16 protein-coding genes are annotated in these 14610 nt (G+C 70.3%); 3 read left to right on the plus strand and 13 right to left on the minus strand.

Translation table 11 applies throughout. The features are described from left to right. Positions 1–11 precede the first annotated feature (11 nt). The 13 genes from ACFWPA_RS12790 to ftsH form a co-directional block, all read right to left on the minus strand. On the minus strand, positions 12–434 hold the full coding sequence (locus ACFWPA_RS12790; RefSeq protein WP_378570394.1) for a rhodanese-like domain-containing protein: 423 nt from the start codon (positions 432–434) through the stop codon (positions 12–14). Next, positions 431–982, minus strand: a complete 552-nt coding sequence (locus tag ACFWPA_RS12795) for a cysteine dioxygenase (RefSeq protein ID WP_378570396.1) — start codon at positions 980–982, stop codon at positions 431–433. The genes ACFWPA_RS12790 and ACFWPA_RS12795 overlap by 4 nt, the downstream gene beginning before the upstream one ends. A gap of 167 nt (positions 983–1149) precedes the next feature. After that, positions 1150–1965, minus strand: coding sequence for a type III pantothenate kinase (locus tag ACFWPA_RS12800; RefSeq protein WP_378570398.1), 816 nt, complete (start codon positions 1963–1965; stop codon positions 1150–1152). Between the two features lie 2 nt (positions 1966–1967). Further along, positions 1968–2408, minus strand: coding sequence for an aspartate 1-decarboxylase (gene panD, locus ACFWPA_RS12805; protein WP_378507475.1), 441 nt, complete (start codon positions 2406–2408; stop codon positions 1968–1970). An 18-nt stretch (positions 2409–2426) separates the two neighbouring features. Further along, positions 2427–3344 (minus strand): pantoate--beta-alanine ligase, encoded by a 918-nt coding sequence (gene panC / locus ACFWPA_RS12810; RefSeq protein WP_378570400.1) that lies wholly within the window; start codon positions 3342–3344, stop codon positions 2427–2429. Then, a complete protein-coding gene (locus ACFWPA_RS12815; protein ID WP_378507477.1) occupies positions 3341–4282 on the minus strand; it encodes a Rossmann-like and DUF2520 domain-containing protein in 942 nt (313 codons plus the stop codon). Before ACFWPA_RS12815 ends, panC begins: the two co-directional genes overlap by 4 nt. A gap of 109 nt (positions 4283–4391) precedes the next feature. Beyond that, a complete protein-coding gene (locus ACFWPA_RS12820) occupies positions 4392–5246 on the minus strand; it encodes a DUF6779 domain-containing protein (RefSeq protein ID WP_378507478.1) in 855 nt (284 codons plus the stop codon). 69 nt (positions 5247–5315) lie between these two features. After that, on the minus strand, positions 5316–5783 hold the full coding sequence (locus ACFWPA_RS12825) for a DUF3180 domain-containing protein (protein ID WP_378507479.1): 468 nt from the start codon (positions 5781–5783) through the stop codon (positions 5316–5318). Then, positions 5783–6289 carry a 2-amino-4-hydroxy-6-hydroxymethyldihydropteridine diphosphokinase gene (folK, locus tag ACFWPA_RS12830; RefSeq protein ID WP_378507480.1) on the minus strand — a complete coding sequence of 169 codons (507 nt, stop codon included), beginning with the start codon at positions 6287–6289 and terminating at the stop codon, positions 5783–5785. The genes ACFWPA_RS12825 and folK overlap by 1 nt, the downstream gene beginning before the upstream one ends. Continuing rightward, positions 6286–6660: a dihydroneopterin aldolase gene (gene folB, locus ACFWPA_RS12835; protein WP_378507481.1), complete on the minus strand. Its 375-nt coding sequence runs from the start codon at positions 6658–6660 to the stop codon at positions 6286–6288. Before folB ends, folK begins: the two co-directional genes overlap by 4 nt. Next, positions 6653–7498 carry a dihydropteroate synthase gene (folP, locus tag ACFWPA_RS12840; RefSeq protein WP_378507547.1) on the minus strand — a complete coding sequence of 282 codons (846 nt, stop codon included), beginning with the start codon at positions 7496–7498 and terminating at the stop codon, positions 6653–6655. The genes folB and folP overlap by 8 nt, the downstream gene beginning before the upstream one ends. Positions 7499–7500: 2 nt before the next feature. Next, complete coding sequence (folE, locus tag ACFWPA_RS12845) at positions 7501–8142, minus strand: GTP cyclohydrolase I FolE (protein WP_378507482.1); 642 nt, start codon at positions 8140–8142, stop codon at positions 7501–7503. Between the two features lie 78 nt (positions 8143–8220). After that, positions 8221–10569 carry an ATP-dependent zinc metalloprotease FtsH gene (gene ftsH / locus ACFWPA_RS12850; RefSeq protein ID WP_378507483.1) on the minus strand — a complete coding sequence of 783 codons (2349 nt, stop codon included), beginning with the start codon at positions 10567–10569 and terminating at the stop codon, positions 8221–8223. A 242-nt stretch (positions 10570–10811) separates the two neighbouring features. Here ftsH and ACFWPA_RS12855 point away from each other — a divergent pair, with 242 nt between their 5' ends. The 3 genes from ACFWPA_RS12855 (at position 10812) to ACFWPA_RS12865 (ending at position 14600) form a co-directional block, all read left to right on the plus strand. Then, positions 10812–11444 (plus strand): maleylpyruvate isomerase family mycothiol-dependent enzyme, encoded by a 633-nt coding sequence (locus ACFWPA_RS12855; RefSeq protein ID WP_378507484.1) that lies wholly within the window; start codon positions 10812–10814, stop codon positions 11442–11444. Next, complete coding sequence (locus ACFWPA_RS12860) at positions 11432–12508, plus strand: tellurite resistance/C4-dicarboxylate transporter family protein (protein WP_378570402.1); 1077 nt, start codon at positions 11432–11434, stop codon at positions 12506–12508. Before ACFWPA_RS12855 ends, ACFWPA_RS12860 begins: the two co-directional genes overlap by 13 nt. An 88-nt stretch (positions 12509–12596) precedes the next feature. After that, complete coding sequence (locus ACFWPA_RS12865) at positions 12597–14600, plus strand: serine/threonine-protein kinase (RefSeq protein ID WP_378507486.1); 2004 nt, start codon at positions 12597–12599, stop codon at positions 14598–14600. Positions 14601–14610 lie beyond the last annotated feature (10 nt).

The raw sequence follows: 14610 nt of genomic DNA on the forward strand, positions 1-14610 counted from the left end.
CGACCCGGGGGTCAGTGCGCCGATACGGCCGCCAGTTCCCGGGTGCAGTGCCGCTCGGCCATCAGCGCGCCGAGCAGTCGGGCCGCCTTGATCGCCTGGTACCCGCCGACCAAGTCGGTTGCTCGGTGCAGGCCAAGCCTGCGCAGCGACGCCGCGGCGAGGCTGGAGGTGTAGCCCTCGGAGCAGACGATCACCCATTCGACGTCGCGGTCGACGGCCAAGGCGAGGGGCGCGCTGCTGGACGGGTCGAGCCGCCACTCGAGCACGTTGCGTTCGATGGCGAGCGCACCGGGCAGCGTCCCCTCGCGTGCGCGCTGGGCCTGCGGCCGGATGTCCACGACGATCGCGCCGCGCCGATGCGCCTCGGCCAGTTCGAACACGGTCAGGCGGTCGAGGTGAGTGCGGGCGTCGTCGAGCATCTCGTCGATGGTCATGCCGACAGTCCTTCCGGGAAATCGGTCAGCTCGGTGCGGGTGCGGCGCAGGCTGCCATGGTCGGTGACCTCGTAGTAGGACATCGCGGTCAGTGGTGGCGAATAGGCGTGCACGCTCAATGTCGGCGGTCCCGGGTCGGCGTCGGCCTCCGGTGCCAGCGCGACGTCATGCACCCAGCCGAGCGGAAACGAGGCCTGGTCCCCGGCATCGAGGGTGCGGTACTTGAGTTCGCTTCCACCCCACCGATATTCGGCGAGACTTCCACTGAGGACGGTGAGCGCCCCGAGCGAGCCGGCGTGGTCGTGCAGCTCGGTCGCCTCACCGGGAACCCAGCTGATCAGCCAAAGATCGACATCGTCGTCGGCGTGCAGTCGGGCGGACCAGCGTTCGGTGGTCCACCAGCGCTCGGGGAGCAGCGGGGCGTAACGCCCGTCGAGGACGTCGCTTGCGCCCTGGTCGGTTATCCGCAGCAGGTCGGCGGGCTTCAGGCGGCTCGGCGACACCGAGATCCGAGGGGATGGGAAAGACAGGGAATGCAGATCAGACATGGATGTGACTCCGGGAGGGTGAAATCGGCCGAGGCGAAATGACGTGCCTCAACGAGTCGAGGCGGCAGTCAGCCTCGACAACACTCCCGGGTGGCCATGCGAGCAATCACGTCGACCAGTGTGACACAGAACCGGAGATCGGCAAAGGGTCCGTCCGTGGTGACGCGTCACGCCACGGGCGGACGCTTCGCCGCCCGTCGAGCCTGGTTGCGCTCGTACACGATCCGCAGGCCCTCAAGCGCGAGGTCGCGCTCCAGATGGGCGATGGTCTCGGATTCCGGCATCACCAGGGGTGCGCTGTCCCCGGTCGCGATCACCGTCACGTCGTCGCCCGCGAAGGCGGGCAGCTCGGCCCGCACCCGGCGGACCAGTCCGTCGACCAGCCCGGCGAACCCGAACACGGCGCCGGCCTGCATGCACTCAACGCTGCTCTTCCCGACCACCGCGCGGGGTCGCACCAGCTCGAACTTGCGCAGCGCGGCCGAGTGCGAGGCAAGCGCGTCGGTGGACGTCTCGAGGCCCGGCGCTATCGCGCCGCCGAGGAACTCCCCCTTGTCGGACACGACATCAACACAGGTCGCGACACCGAAATCGACGACGATGCACGGGCCGCCGTAGAGATGGTGGGCGGCAAGACTGTTCACGATCCGGTCGGCCCCGACCTCCTTGGGGTTGTCGACCAGCAACGGCACCCCGGTCCGGACCCCCGGCTCCACGACAACGTGCGGGACGTGACCCCAGTATCGGGACAGCATCACCCGCAGCTCGCGCAGCACCGACGGCACCGTCGACAGCGCCGAGACTCCGACGACCTGCTCGACTTTCGCCCCGAGCAGTCCGCGCAGCATCAACGCCAACTCGTCGGCCGTCATCCGCGGATCGGTGCGCATGCGCCAGTCCTGCTCCAGCCGTGCGTGTTCCCCGCTTCCGGCGAACAGCCCGAGCGAGACGGTGGTGTTGCGGACGTCGACGGCCAGCAGCACGGTTACACCAGCGCCGAGGTGTTCTCGAGGGTGCTCAGCATGCGCGGGGTGATCAGGCCCGATCCCTCGGGTGCGTGCGCCGGGTCCGAGCCCAGCTCGACCTGCCGGTTGTCGGCGTCGACGAACACCACCCGCGGGTCGTAATCCCGGCATTCCTGCTCGTTCATCACGCCGTAGGCGATCAGGATGACTAGGTCACCCGGATTTACGAGATGTGCTGCCGCACCGTTGATTCCGATGACGCCGCTCCCGCGCTCTCCCGCGATGACGTAGGTCTCAAGGCGGGCGCCGTTGTCGATGTCGACAATGCACACCTGCTCCCCCTCGAGCAGGTCGGCGGCGTCCATGAGGTCCTGGTCGACGGTCACCGAGCCGACATAGTGCAGGTCGGCGTGCGTGACGGTGGCGCGGTGGATCTTCGACTTCATCATCGTGCGAAACATGAACTGCCCCTTAATGGTCTAACGAGCGAACTGGTCGTCGCCGGTGGTACGGGTATCGACGTCCCGTTCGAGGAATCCGGTGCCGACGGCGACACCGACGTTGTCGATCAGCCGGGTGGCTCCCACCCTGGCCGCGACCAGCAGGCGCCCGTCACCCCGTTCGGGGGCCGGACCGAGGTCGACACCGCGCACCTCGAGATAGTCGACGACGATGTCGGGCGCCGTCGCGAGCACCTCCCGGGCGGTGGCGACGATCGCGTCCGCACCGCCCGCCGCGGCGTGGGCGCCTGCGACGAGGGCCGCGGAAATCGTTGCGGACGCGGCACGCTGCTCCTCGTCCAGGTAGCGGTTGCGCGAGGAGAGCGCCAGCCCGTCCTGCTCGCGGACCGTGGGGACTCCGCGAATCTCGACGTCGACGTTCAGGTCTCGAACCATCTGCCGGATCAGCGTCAGCTGCTGGTAGTCCTTCTCGCCGAAGTAGGCGGTGTTCGGCGCCACGATCTGCAGCAGCTTCGCCACCACCGTCAACATCCCGGCGAAATGAGTTGGCCTGCTGGCGCCTTCGAGTTCCTCCCCGAGCGGCCCCGGATGAATCGTGGTGCGCTGACCGTTCGGGTACATCGCTGAGGCGGTCGGGGCGAACACCAGCTCCACCCCCTCACCGCGGAGCAGCTCCAGGTCCGCGTCGAGGGTCCGCGGATAGGCGTCGAGGTCCTCCCCCGCCGCAAACTGCAGCGGATTGACGAAGATCGAAACCACAACGACCGCACCGCGCAGCTTCGCCTGCCGCACCAGTTCCAGGTGGCCCGCGTGCAGGGCGCCCATGGTCGGGACGAGCGCGACCTGCCTACCGACACCGCGCAGTGCGCGGGTGACCTTCGTCAGCTCGGCGGGTTCGCGGTGCACGGTCAGTTCACCGCGTGTGTAGCCGTTCACGATCGGTCCTCCAGAATCTCGATCAACGCCGGGTCCGCCCCGGCGATCTGCGCCGACCGCAGCGACATCGCCCGGTAGCCCCCGGCGAGTTGGGGATCCACCTCCGCGAGCACGCGCAGGTGGGTTGCGACGGCCGCACGGTCACCCCGCGCCACCGGTCCGGTCAGCGCGGCGGGCCCGCGCCGCAGGGCGTTGTCGAGCGCGGCCGACAGCAGCGGCGCGAGCACCCGTTCGGCCACCCCGTTCGGCTCGCCGTCGACGGCCTGCTGGCCGAAGAACTCGTCACCGGACAAGGCCACCCGCAGCGCCGCGACCGCGTCCGACACCAGCGTGACGAGATGGTTGCTGCCGTGCGCGAGGGCAGCGTGGTAGAGCGGCCGAACCTCCTCGCGCACCCGAACCGGCTCGCCGCCGATCTCCAGAACCAGGGACTGCGCGATCGCGTAGCCGATCTCGTCGGCCGCGGTGATCCCGAAGCAACTGGACGCCAGCCGGGCAACGTCCTCGTCGTGCCCGGTGAACGTCATCGCCGGGTGGATCGCCAGCGGCAATGCGCCTGCCCGGGCCAGTGGCGCCAGCACACCGATCCCGTTCGCGCCGGAGGTGTGCACGACGATGGTGCCGGGCCGGACCGATCCGGTCGCCGCGAGGCCGTGCACCAGGTCGGGGAGTTCGTCGTCGGGGACGGCCAGGATCAGAAGTTCGGAGCGGGCCGCCACGTCGGTCGCGGGCAGGATCTCGGTGTCGGGCAGTCGCTGCTGTGCGCGTCGCACCGAGGCGTCGGACACCGCGGCGCAGGCGACGACCGGATGGCCGACTCGTTCGAGGGCCGCGCCAAGGGCGGTGCCGACCCGTCCCGCCGAGACGATGCCCACCGTCAATCGGGCTGGCGCCGGGTCGCCGACGGACCCACCTGGAGTGATCTCGAATGAGGTCACCGTTGTTCCTCTCGTTCGTTCCAGTCCCGCAGCGCGGGTACCGGACGTTCACAGCGAGGATAGTCGGGGGGCGGGACCGACCGCCACGGTCGGAAAAGTGATCTACGGCTCACCCGCGCCTGCGGCGGCCGGTCCTTGCCGCATCCGGATCCGCGGTTGCGGCCTGCATGTTCGCCATGATCTCGGCGACCGAGAGCCCGTTGGAATGGGCACCGGCGGACTCGTCGTCGGTGCCGCGGTCCTCCGCCGCGCGACGCCGTGCGCGACGCGAACTCAGCGCGTCGTCGGCGGGAGATGCGTCCGCGGGAGGAGCGTCCGCGGGAGGGACGTCGGCGGGAGGCGTAACGGCGCTGGCCGCGTCCTCGGCGACAACCGACACCTCGGCCGTCACGGGTTCGTCGAACGGCGAGGCGAAGGTCGGCCCGGCGCCCGGCTCGACGTATGCGGGGTTCGGCGCGAACGGGACCGGCGGGCGTACCGCGGCGGCACCCGCCGACAACTGGCCCATCGTGGACCGCTCCGCCTCGATCGCCACCCGGTCCGCGGGCATCCGGCCCTCGAACAGCACCTCGAGGCTCCCACGCAGCGCGGCGAGTTCGGCGCGCAGCGCGGCGATCTCGGACGCGTCAACGGCGACTTCGCTGCGCACCCGCGCCTCGACGCCTGCCTCATACTCGCGGCGGGCACCGATCTCCCGCTCGAGTTGAAGTTCGTACACGGTCTGCAGATCCCGGATCTTCGCCTTGTCCGCCGCGGACTCCCGGCGGTACCGGGTCATCGCGATGGCGCCGATCACGGCCGCCCACAATGCGGCCATCAGGCCGATGCGCAGCACCTGCACGCTGTCACTGAAGATCAGGAACAGGCTGGCGACCACCGCGAGCACCACGAGACCGGCCGCGATCATCTGGCTCGCGCTGCGCTTGCCCCTCCGCATCGAACCCGCGCGACCAGAAGCTGTCATGGGCCCCAGGATAGCGGCAGCCCGCGGCGGCGCCGGGGTGCGCCCGCGGCGATTCCCGACCCGATCGACCTACATCGCCGGTTCGTCCGGCGGTTCGTCCGGGGTCCGGCAGCAATGCTCGAGCCACATCGCGGCGGCGACCAGGACCACGCCGGCGAGCACACCGACCAGGGTCCCGGTCATGTCCTGCGCTGCCGCATCGACCTCGGCCCGCTTCGGCAGCAGGTACAGCAGCAGACCGAACCACACGCCCGCGCTCGCGGCACCCACCAGTGCCGATGCCTTCGCGAGCGCCACCGCACGCGCCGCGGTGATCGGGTGCAGCTGATGCCGGTCGGGCCCGATCCGATGATCCTCGATGCGGGCCCGAATCACGAACGCGAGCACAACCTCAATCAACGCCACCGGGTAGAGCGATGCTCCCGCAAACACCGAGATCGGCGGCAGCGAACCGTAGAACGCGCGCACCAACAGCCAGGTCGCGATCGTCGCGAACAGCGCCAACCCGACCAGGTCGCGGACTCGCGTCGGGTTCATCACGACCGCACCAGCCTCGCGTCCGTTCGCCGAACCCCGGCGATCTCCTCGGGATCGAGCGCGGCAAGCAGATCCCGCGCAGGCACCGGGGTGCCGTCGACCGTCAACGACGCGTCGGGGTCGATCTCGAGCCACGGCAGCAACACGAAGGCGCGCAGGTGCGCCCGGGGGTGCGGCAACGTCAGTTCGGGGTCGGCGCTGACCGTGCCCGCGCAGTCCACCACGTCCACATCCAGACTTCGCGGCCCCCAGCGGACGTCCCGGACCCGGTCCGCCTGCTGCTCGAGATGCTGGCCGAACTTTAGCCAGCCACGGCAGCTCAGGTCCGGATCGTCGACGATCAGGGTGGCGTTGAGGAAGTCCTGCTGCTCCACCCCACCCCACGGCGCCGTCGCGTACACCCCGGACGCCGCGACCAGCCGATCCCCCAGCGCATCGACCACCGACCGCAGATTCGCGACCGGGTCGCCGAGGTTCGACCCGATCGACAGCACCGCCCGACTCATCCGCGCAGGCCCTTGCGGGATCGCCGGGCCACCACCGCCACGTCCGCGAACGTCAACGGGATCGGCGCCGACGGCTTGTGCAGGGTCACCTCGACCGCGTTCACCCGCGCGTCCAGCAGCACCGCGTCGGCGATCTCCGCCGCGACCGTCTCGATCAGGTCCCGCGGCGGCCCGGCGACGATGTCGGCGGCGGTCTGCGCGAGCGTGCCGTAGTCGTAGGTGTCGGCGAGGTCGTCCGACGCGGCGGCCGGCGCCAAGTCCAGCCACAGGGTCACGTCGACGAAGAAGTCCTGACCGTCCCGCTTCTCGTGGTCGAACACGCCGTGATTGCCGCGGACCTGCAGGCCCCGCAACTCGATCCGGTCAGACACCGTCGACCTCCTCCGCCGCAGGCCAGGCCTGCGCAACCGCGATCGCGTCCCGAGACGCCCTGACGTCGTGCACCCGCACACCCCATGCCCCGCCGCGGGCCGCGAACGCCGACACCACCGCCGTCGCGACCTCCCGCCCGTCGGGCACCCGGTCGCCGCCCTGGTCCGCGAGGAGGGTGCCGAGGAACCGCTTCCGGGACGCGCCGATCAGGACCGGGAAGCCGAGCCCGGTCAGTCGTGGGAGCGCACCGAGCAGCGCCCAGTTGTGTTCGGCCGTCTTGGCGAACCCGAGTCCCGGATCGAGGATCAGGCGGGACGGATCGACGCCCGCCCGGACCGCGGAGTCCACCGACCCCATCAGTTCGTCGCACACCTCGGTGACCACATCCCCGTAGTGCAACACCCCGCCAGCGTGGACGTACTCGCCCGCGGACCGCCAGTGCATCAGGATCCACGGCAACCCGGCATCGGCGAGTACCGATGCCATCGCCGGGTCGGCCCGACCCCCGGACACGTCGTTGACGACGCTCACGCCCGCCTCGATCGCCGCTTCCGCCACCGACGCCCGCATCGTGTCGACGCTGACCGGAATGCCCTCAGCGGCGAGGTCGGCGATGACCGGCGCGACCCGCCGTGCCTCGACCTCGGGGTCGACGCGCTGCGCTCCCGGCCGGGTCGACTCACCGCCGACATCGATGATGTCCACACCCAGCCTGCGCAGTTCCAGACCGTGCGCGACCGCGGCATCGCGGTCGAGGTAGCGGCCGCCGTCGGAGAACGAGTCGCTCGTGACGTTGAGCACCCCCATCACGGCGCAGCGACCCGGTGTCGGGAGCATGGTCACCTGCGGACGATGAGATCCAGCGCCTCGGCGCGCGAGGCGGCGCTGGACTGGAAGATCCCCCGGACCGCCGACGTTGTGGTGCTCGCGCCCGGCTTACGGATGCCGCGCATCGCCATGCACAGATGTTCGGCCTCGACCACGACGATCACGCCACGCGGATCCAGCTTGCGCACCAGCGCGTCGGCGATCTGACTGGTCAGCCGCTCCTGCACCTGCGGACGCTTGGCGTACAGGTCGACCACCCGCGCCAGTTTCGACAGGCCGGTCACGCGGCCCGTCGAGCCGGGAATGTAGCCGACGTGCGCGACACCGTGGAACGAGACCAGGTGGTGCTCGCAGGTGGAGTACATCGGGATGTCCCGGACTAGGACCAGCTCCTGATGACCCTCGTCGAAGGTGGTGTTGAGCACCTCGTCGGGCTCGGTGTAGAGGCCAGCGAACACCTCGCGGTACGCCCGCGCCACCCGGGCGGGCGTGTCCAGCAGCCCGGGCCGGTCCGGGTCCTCGCCGACGGCGATCAGCAGCTCCCGCACGGCGGCCTCGGCCCGCGCCTGGTCGAAGGCACGACCGGACCCGACCGACCGCAGCACCTCGTCCGCCTCATTCGTTTCCGCGCCGCCGAGTTGACGAACCGACACCTGATCGCACCTCCACTTCGTTCCAACCGCGTCCCCGCCCGTCCGCGACGGGCGGTGCAAACACTAGTGCGCAGCGATCTACTGCTGCCCGTTCGGTCCGTCCCACCGCTGCGTGGAGGGATCCTGCTCCTCGGCCGGGGCGCCCTGGTGCGGCGCCTGGGGCGGCTGCGGCGGCGGATTCCACTGCGGATACCCGGCGTACGGGTTCTCCACCGGCTCCGGGTACGGGTTCCCGACCGGCCTGGTGTGCTGGGCCTCGCCGCGCGGGGGCCAGCCCGGCGCGGACCATCCGGCGGGCGCACCGTAGTCCGGCATCGACCCCTGCGGGGGCTGCTGCTGCGGCGGGTACGCCGGGTAGCCGCCCGGCGGAACCTGGTAGCCGTTCTGCGGCGGCTGCGGCGCGCCGGCCTGCGGCACACCCGGCTGCGGCGGCACCGCCGACGGAGCCGCGTCCCGGTTCGCGAACGTCGGGGTGCGGACCGGCTCCTCCGGGAACGGTTCCCCACGCTCGATCGCCAGCTCACGCGGGGTCTTGATCGGCGGCTTCTCGGACGGGATCCGGTCGCCGAAGTCGTTGAACGCGGTGATCCGGGGACGCTTCTCGACGCCGGTGAAGATCTTCTCCAGGTCCTTGCGGGTCAGCGTCTCGTGCTCGAGCAGCTCCGCGGCCAGCACGTCGAGGGTGTCGCGGTACTCGTTGAGGATCGACCACGCCTCGGTGTGCGCGGCCTCGATCAGGTTGCGCACCTCCTCGTCGATCTCCCGCGCCACCTCGTGCGAGTAATCCGACTGCTGCCCCATCGAGCGGCCGAGGAACGGATCGCCGCCCTCCTGCCCGTAGCGGACGGCGCCGAGCTTCGCGCTCATGCCGTACTCGGTGACCATCGCGCGCGCGATCTTGGTGGCCTGGTCGATGTCGGAGGACGCGCCGGTCGTCGGCTCGTGGAACACCAGTTCCTCGGCGGCACGGCCGCCCATCGCCATCACCAGGCGGGCGATCATTTCCGAGCGGGTCATCAGACCCTTGTCGTCCTCGGGGACGGTCATCGCGTGCCCGCCGGTACGGCCGCGGGCCAGGATCGTCACCTTGTAGATCGGCTCGATGTCCGGCATCGCCCACGCGGCGAGGGTGTGACCGCCCTCGTGGTACGCGGTGATCTTCTTCTCGTGCTCGCTGATGATCCGGCTCTTGCGCCGCGGACCGCCGATGACCCGGTCCACCGACTCCTCAAGAGCGGCCTCGGTGATCACCGCGCCGTTCTCACGGGCGGTCAGCAGCGCCGCCTCATTGATGACGTTGGCCAAGTCGGCGCCGGACATGCCGACGGTGCGCTTCGCCAGGCCCTCCAGGTCGGCATGCTGGTCGAGCGGCTTGCCCTGCGAGTGCACCCGCAGGATCGCCCGCCTGCCCGCCAGGTCCGGGTTGCTGACCGGGATCTGGCGGTCGAAGCGTCCCGGCCGCAGCAGCGCGGGGTCGAGGATGTCGGGGCGGTTCGTCGCCGCGATCAGGATGATGCCGGTGCGGTCCCCGAAGCCGTCCATCTCGACGAGCAACTGGTTGAGGGTCTGCTCGCGCTCGTCGTGCCCGCCGCCAAGGCCCGCGCCACGCTGTCGGCCGACGGCGTCGATCTCATCGACGAAGATGATGCAGGGGCTGTTCTGCTTGGCCTGCTCGAACAGGTCGCGGACCCGGGAGGCGCCGACACCGACGAACATTTCGACGAAGTCCGAGCCGGAGATCGTGAAGAACGGAACCCCGGCCTCACCGGCGACCGCGCGGGCCAGCAGCGTCTTGCCGGTGCCGGGCGGGCCGTACAGCAGGACGCCCTTCGGGATCTTCGCACCGAGCGCCTGGTAACGGGCCGGGTTCTGCAGGAAGTCCTTGATCTCGTACAGCTCTTCGACGGCCTCGTCGGCGCCCGCCACGTCGGCGAACGTGTTCTTCGGCATGTCCTTCGACAGCTGCTTGGCCTTCGACTTCCCGAAGCCCATCACGCCGCCGCGGCCGCCGCCCTGCATCCGGCCCATCACGAAGATGAAGAGGCCGAGCAGGATCACCATCGGAAGAACGAACAGCAGGATCTGCGACAACCAGCCCTGCTGGGTGATCTTCGTGTTGTACTTCTCGAGACCGGCCTGCTGGACCTCGGTGAAGATCTGTTCGGCCGCGGCGCTCGGGTACTTCGCGATGATCTGCGTCGCGTTGTCCGTGTCCTCGTTGCCCTGCTTGAGGGTCAGGCGGATCTGCTGTTCCCGGTCGTCGATCTGCGCGTCGGTGACGTTCTTTGCGTCCAACTGCGCGATCGCCACCGAGGTGTCGACACTCGTGTACCCGCGAGTGTCGTTGCCGAAGTAGCTGAACGCATAGATGATCAGCAGGATGCCGGCGACGATCGCCAGGTTGCGAAACACTGTCTTGCGATTCATACAGGTTCAGCCGCTTCGGGCCAGTCCTTTCCAGTTCCGGCCGAGCCTTCCAGCTCGGGTCGAGCTCGGTGCGCCGGCGTTCCGGCTGCTCACCGGACAACAAAAGATTACCGCGAACGGCACCGGTGATCTCCGTCAGCACGCGCGGGTCGGCGCACGTCTCCACCTGTCCAACGCGCGGTCCGACGCGATGGTTCCGATGTCCCCACTGTTGTCCTCCGCGGCCGCTACTGTCGGCGAGCATGATGCTGTCCCATCCGGAGGTCCTCGACCAGCTCGACCGATCCCAGGAACGTCTCGAGCGGGCCGTGTCCGCCCTGACGGAGCAGGATGCGCGGGGGGCATCCGCGCTGCCTGGCTGGACCCGCGGGCACGTGGTGACGCACCTGGCCCGCAACGCCGACGGGCTGCGCCGGTTCACGCTCGGGGTCGCGGACGGCACCCCCCGCGAGATGTATCCCGGCGGCCCGGACGCGCGCGCGGCCGCGATCGAGGAGGGCGCGGACCGGCCGGTCGACCTGCTCGCCGCCGACCTCCGCTTCGCGGGCCGCAGGCTCGCCGCCGACCTCCGATCGCTCAGCCCCGACCGGCACGACACCCCGGTACGGTGGCGCAAGCCGATCACCGCCCGCGACCTCCCAGTGTTCCGGTGGCGGGAGCTGGAGATCCATCACCTCGACCTCGACGTCGGGTACGGCTACGCCGACTGGCCCGCCGAGTTCGTCGAGTCGACGCTCGCGACCCAGCTGCCGGAACTCGCTGCGGTCGCAGCGGACCTCGCGGCACCGGACCTTCCGCGACCGGAGCTGCTTGCCTGGCTGATCGGCAGGCCGACGCGGCCGGGTCTGCCGGTCCTGCCGCCGTGGCCGTTCTGACCACGCCACCGCCCGCGGGTGGGCGGCTGCGCCGCGTCGCCGAGCTGACCCCCGGCTACTTCGCCGGTGTCATGGCGACCGGCATCGTGTGCATCGGCGCGCAACTGCGAGGGTTCACCGAACTGGCCGCGGTGCTCTTCTGGATTGCGGTCGTGTTCTACGCCGTCCTACTCGTGTTGAACGTCTGGCGGTTCGTCGGGTTCCGGCACCGGATGTCCGACGACTTCCACGACCCGTCCCGGGCGTTCGGCTTCTTCACGTTCATCGCCGCGACCAACGTCCTCGGCGCGGCGCTGGTCGGGACCGGGCACATCGGTCTCGCGACCACCCTGCTGACCGTGTCGGTGCTGGTGTGGATCCTGCTCGGCTACGTGGTCCCGTGGACGGCGGTCCTGAGCAACCGGCACCGCCCGATGCTCGACACCGCGAACGGGACCTGGTTCATCTGGGTGGTCGCCAGCCAGTCGATCTCGGTGGTCGCGGCCGGTCTCGAACAGGCGCTGCCCGCGCATCGCGACTACCTGTCGATCCTCGCCATCGGGGCGTGGTCGCTCGGGGTCGTGCTGTACGCGGCCTGCGCGGTGTTCGTCGCGCTGCGCGCCATGCTGTACCCGCTGCGACCGGAGGACCTGGACCCGCCGTACTGGGTCGCGATGGGCGCCGTCGCGATCACCGTTGTCGCGGGCGCCCGCGTCGTCGAGATGGCGGACACCCCGATGGTCGCGGTGACCCGCGGGGTCACGGCCGGGCTGTCGGTGATGTTCTGGTCGTTCGCCACCTGGTTGATCCCGGTCCTCGTCGCGGCCGGGGTGTGGCGGCACGCCCTCCACCGGATCCCGCTCCGCTACGAGCCGACCCTGTGGAGTGTGGTCTTCCCGCTCGGCATGTACTCGGTCGCCGGAATGTACCTGGGCCGCGCCAACCACCTGCCCTTCGTCGAGGCGGTCGGCACGCACTGGTTCTGGGTCGCGCTCGCCGCGTGGGTGCTCGTTGCGCTCGGCATGGTGCGGGCCGTCGTCGTGACCGTGATCCTCGGCGGGCCCGCCCGAACCCGGGAACCATGACCGGAAGTGCGTCCCGTCCCCGGGGATATCCTGGAAGGCAGCCTCGCCGCAACCCACCGCACTGATCCGCGGCGACGGGGCAGCCGCCATGACCAAACGCCAGCACCGACCCGCACCCGACGCGACCGCATCGACGGACGCGCCGGACACCGAGTGCGCGAACGAGTACTCCCGGGAGATGTTCGATCGGTCCGCCGACCTCGAGGACCTGCTGACCGGCACCGCCCGGGACCCCGCGCACCCCGGCGACGCGCAGACCGTGACCGCGCCGGCTGGCGACCGGCGCACCATCGACGACCTCGACGTCGGCGACCGCATCGACGACTTCGACCTGCTCGTCGCGCTCGGACGCGGCGCGTTCGCGCGGGTATTCCTTGCCAGGCAGCGGTCCCTGCAGCGGCTGGTCGCGGTGAAGATCTCCCGCGACCACGGCACCGAACCGCAGACCCTCGCGCAACTCGACCACGACTACATCGTCCGGGTCTTCGACCAGCGGCTCGTCCCCGACCTGGGGATGAAGCTGCTGTACATGCAGTACGTGCCCGGGGGCACGCTGCTCGGGGTGTTGCGGCGGGTCCGCGAGACCCCGGAAACGCGGCGGTCCGGCGCACTGCTGCTCGACGCGATCGACGCGACCCTCGACGCGAAGGGCGAGCTCCGGCCCACCGACTCCAGTGTCCGGAACGAGATCGCGGCGTTGTCGTGGCCGGACACCGTCGCGTGGATCGGGCGCAGGCTCGCCGAGGCACTCGACCATGCCGGCAGGCACGGCATTCTGCACCGCGACGTCAAACCGGCGAACGTGCTGCTGACCGCCGAGGGAGTCCCGAAACTCGCCGACTTCAACATCAGCTTCAGCGATCGGCTCACGGGCACCAGCCCGGTCGCCTACTTCGGGGGGTCGCTCGCCTACATGTCCCCCGAGCAGCTGCGGGCCTGCGACCCGGCCCGGCCCGCCGCCGCCGCCGACCTCGACACCCGCAGCGACATCTACGGGCTCGGTGTCGTGCTGTGGGAACTGCTCACCGGGCACCGGCCGTTCCCCGACGTCGACTCGGCCGCCCCGGATGCGCTCGACCGGATGATCTCGGCCCGCGAGGCCGGTGTCGGGCCCGATGCCGGGGCTGCCCTTCCTCCGGACTGCCCGGCCACGCTGCGGCGCATCCTGCTCACCTGCCTGGACCCCGACCCGGACCGGCGCTGGCCGAGCGGGATCGAGCTGGCCCGCCAGTGCAGGCTGTGCCTGGACCCGCACGCCCGCGACCTCGTCGACCCGCCGCCGAGCAGGCACCGCCGGGCGCTGCAGCGGTGGGCGGTGCCCATCCTAATCGCCGCCGGGGTGATCCCGAACGCGCTGGCGGGTGCCTACAACTATCACCACAACAAGACGCTGATCATCGACACCCTTGCTCCGCTCGCGCAGCGGCACTTCGAGCAGATCCAGTTCGTCATCAACGCGATCGCGTTCCCGACCGGCGCGATCGTGCTGCTGTTCCTGTGCCGGTACCCCTTGACCGTTCCGCGTGGGCTGCGGAAGGGCCGCGGATACGACACCGCGACCCTGGCCCGCGCGCGCACCGACACCCTCCTGCTCGGTGACCGGATCGCGGTCGTCGTGTTCGGGTTGTGGGCGATCGCCGGACTCGCCTACCCGATCGCGCTGCAGGTGGTCGCGGGTGGCATTCCGGCCCGCGCGTACGTGCATTTCCTCGGGTCACTGCTGGTGTGCGGTGCGATCGCGGTCGCCTACCCGTTCTTCTTCGTCGCGTTCTACGCCGTCCGCTACCTGTATCCGGTGCTGCTGCCGCTGGGGATCACCAGCAGCGACGACGATCGCAATCTCCGCGGCCTGGACCGGCGCAGCACCCGCTATCTCGCGGTCGCGGCGTCGGTGCCGCTGGTCGCGGTCGCCGGCGTGACCTTCCTTGACCCGGACCAGATCGGCCAGGTCATCGGCGCCGTCCGGGTGCTGTCCGTCGGGGCGATCATCGCGTTCATCTGCGCGTACTGGCTGTTCCGGCAGCTGGAGACGGATCTGCGCGCGCTGGAACGGGTCGTCGCGCAGGAGCATCGGAGGGAAGACGTGTCCTAGGGCCGCGCCG

Origin of the sequence: Rhodococcus sp. NPDC058505 (assembly GCF_042720095.1) — a bacterium.
Classification (GTDB): Bacteria; Actinomycetota; Actinomycetes; order Mycobacteriales; family Mycobacteriaceae; genus Rhodococcus_G.

Excerpts from the sequence above, each read along its gene's own strand:
- panD (WP_378507475.1), bottom strand. The coding sequence starts at position 2,408 with ATGTTTCGCACGATGATGAAGTCGAAGATCCACCGCGCCACCGTCACG.
- ACFWPA_RS12825 (WP_378507479.1), bottom strand. The coding sequence starts at position 5,783 with ATGAACCCGACGCGAGTCCGCGACCTGGTCGGGTTGGCGCTGTTCGCG.
- ACFWPA_RS12790 (WP_378570394.1), bottom strand. The coding sequence starts at position 434 with ATGACCATCGACGAGATGCTCGACGACGCCCGCACTCACCTCGACCGC.
- ACFWPA_RS12865 (WP_378507486.1), top strand. The coding sequence starts at position 12,597 with ATGACCAAACGCCAGCACCGACCCGCACCCGACGCGACCGCATCGACG.
- ACFWPA_RS12820 (WP_378507478.1), bottom strand. The coding sequence starts at position 5,246 with ATGACAGCTTCTGGTCGCGCGGGTTCGATGCGGAGGGGCAAGCGCAGC.
- ACFWPA_RS12855 (WP_378507484.1), top strand. The coding sequence starts at position 10,812 with ATGATGCTGTCCCATCCGGAGGTCCTCGACCAGCTCGACCGATCCCAG.
- folK (WP_378507480.1), bottom strand. The coding sequence starts at position 6,289 with ATGAGTCGGGCGGTGCTGTCGATCGGGTCGAACCTCGGCGACCCGGTC.
- ftsH (WP_378507483.1), bottom strand. The coding sequence starts at position 10,569 with ATGAATCGCAAGACAGTGTTTCGCAACCTGGCGATCGTCGCCGGCATC.
- folP (WP_378507547.1), bottom strand. The coding sequence starts at position 7,498 with ATGCTCCCGACACCGGGTCGCTGCGCCGTGATGGGGGTGCTCAACGTC.
- ACFWPA_RS12795 (WP_378570396.1), bottom strand. The coding sequence starts at position 982 with ATGTCTGATCTGCATTCCCTGTCTTTCCCATCCCCTCGGATCTCGGTG.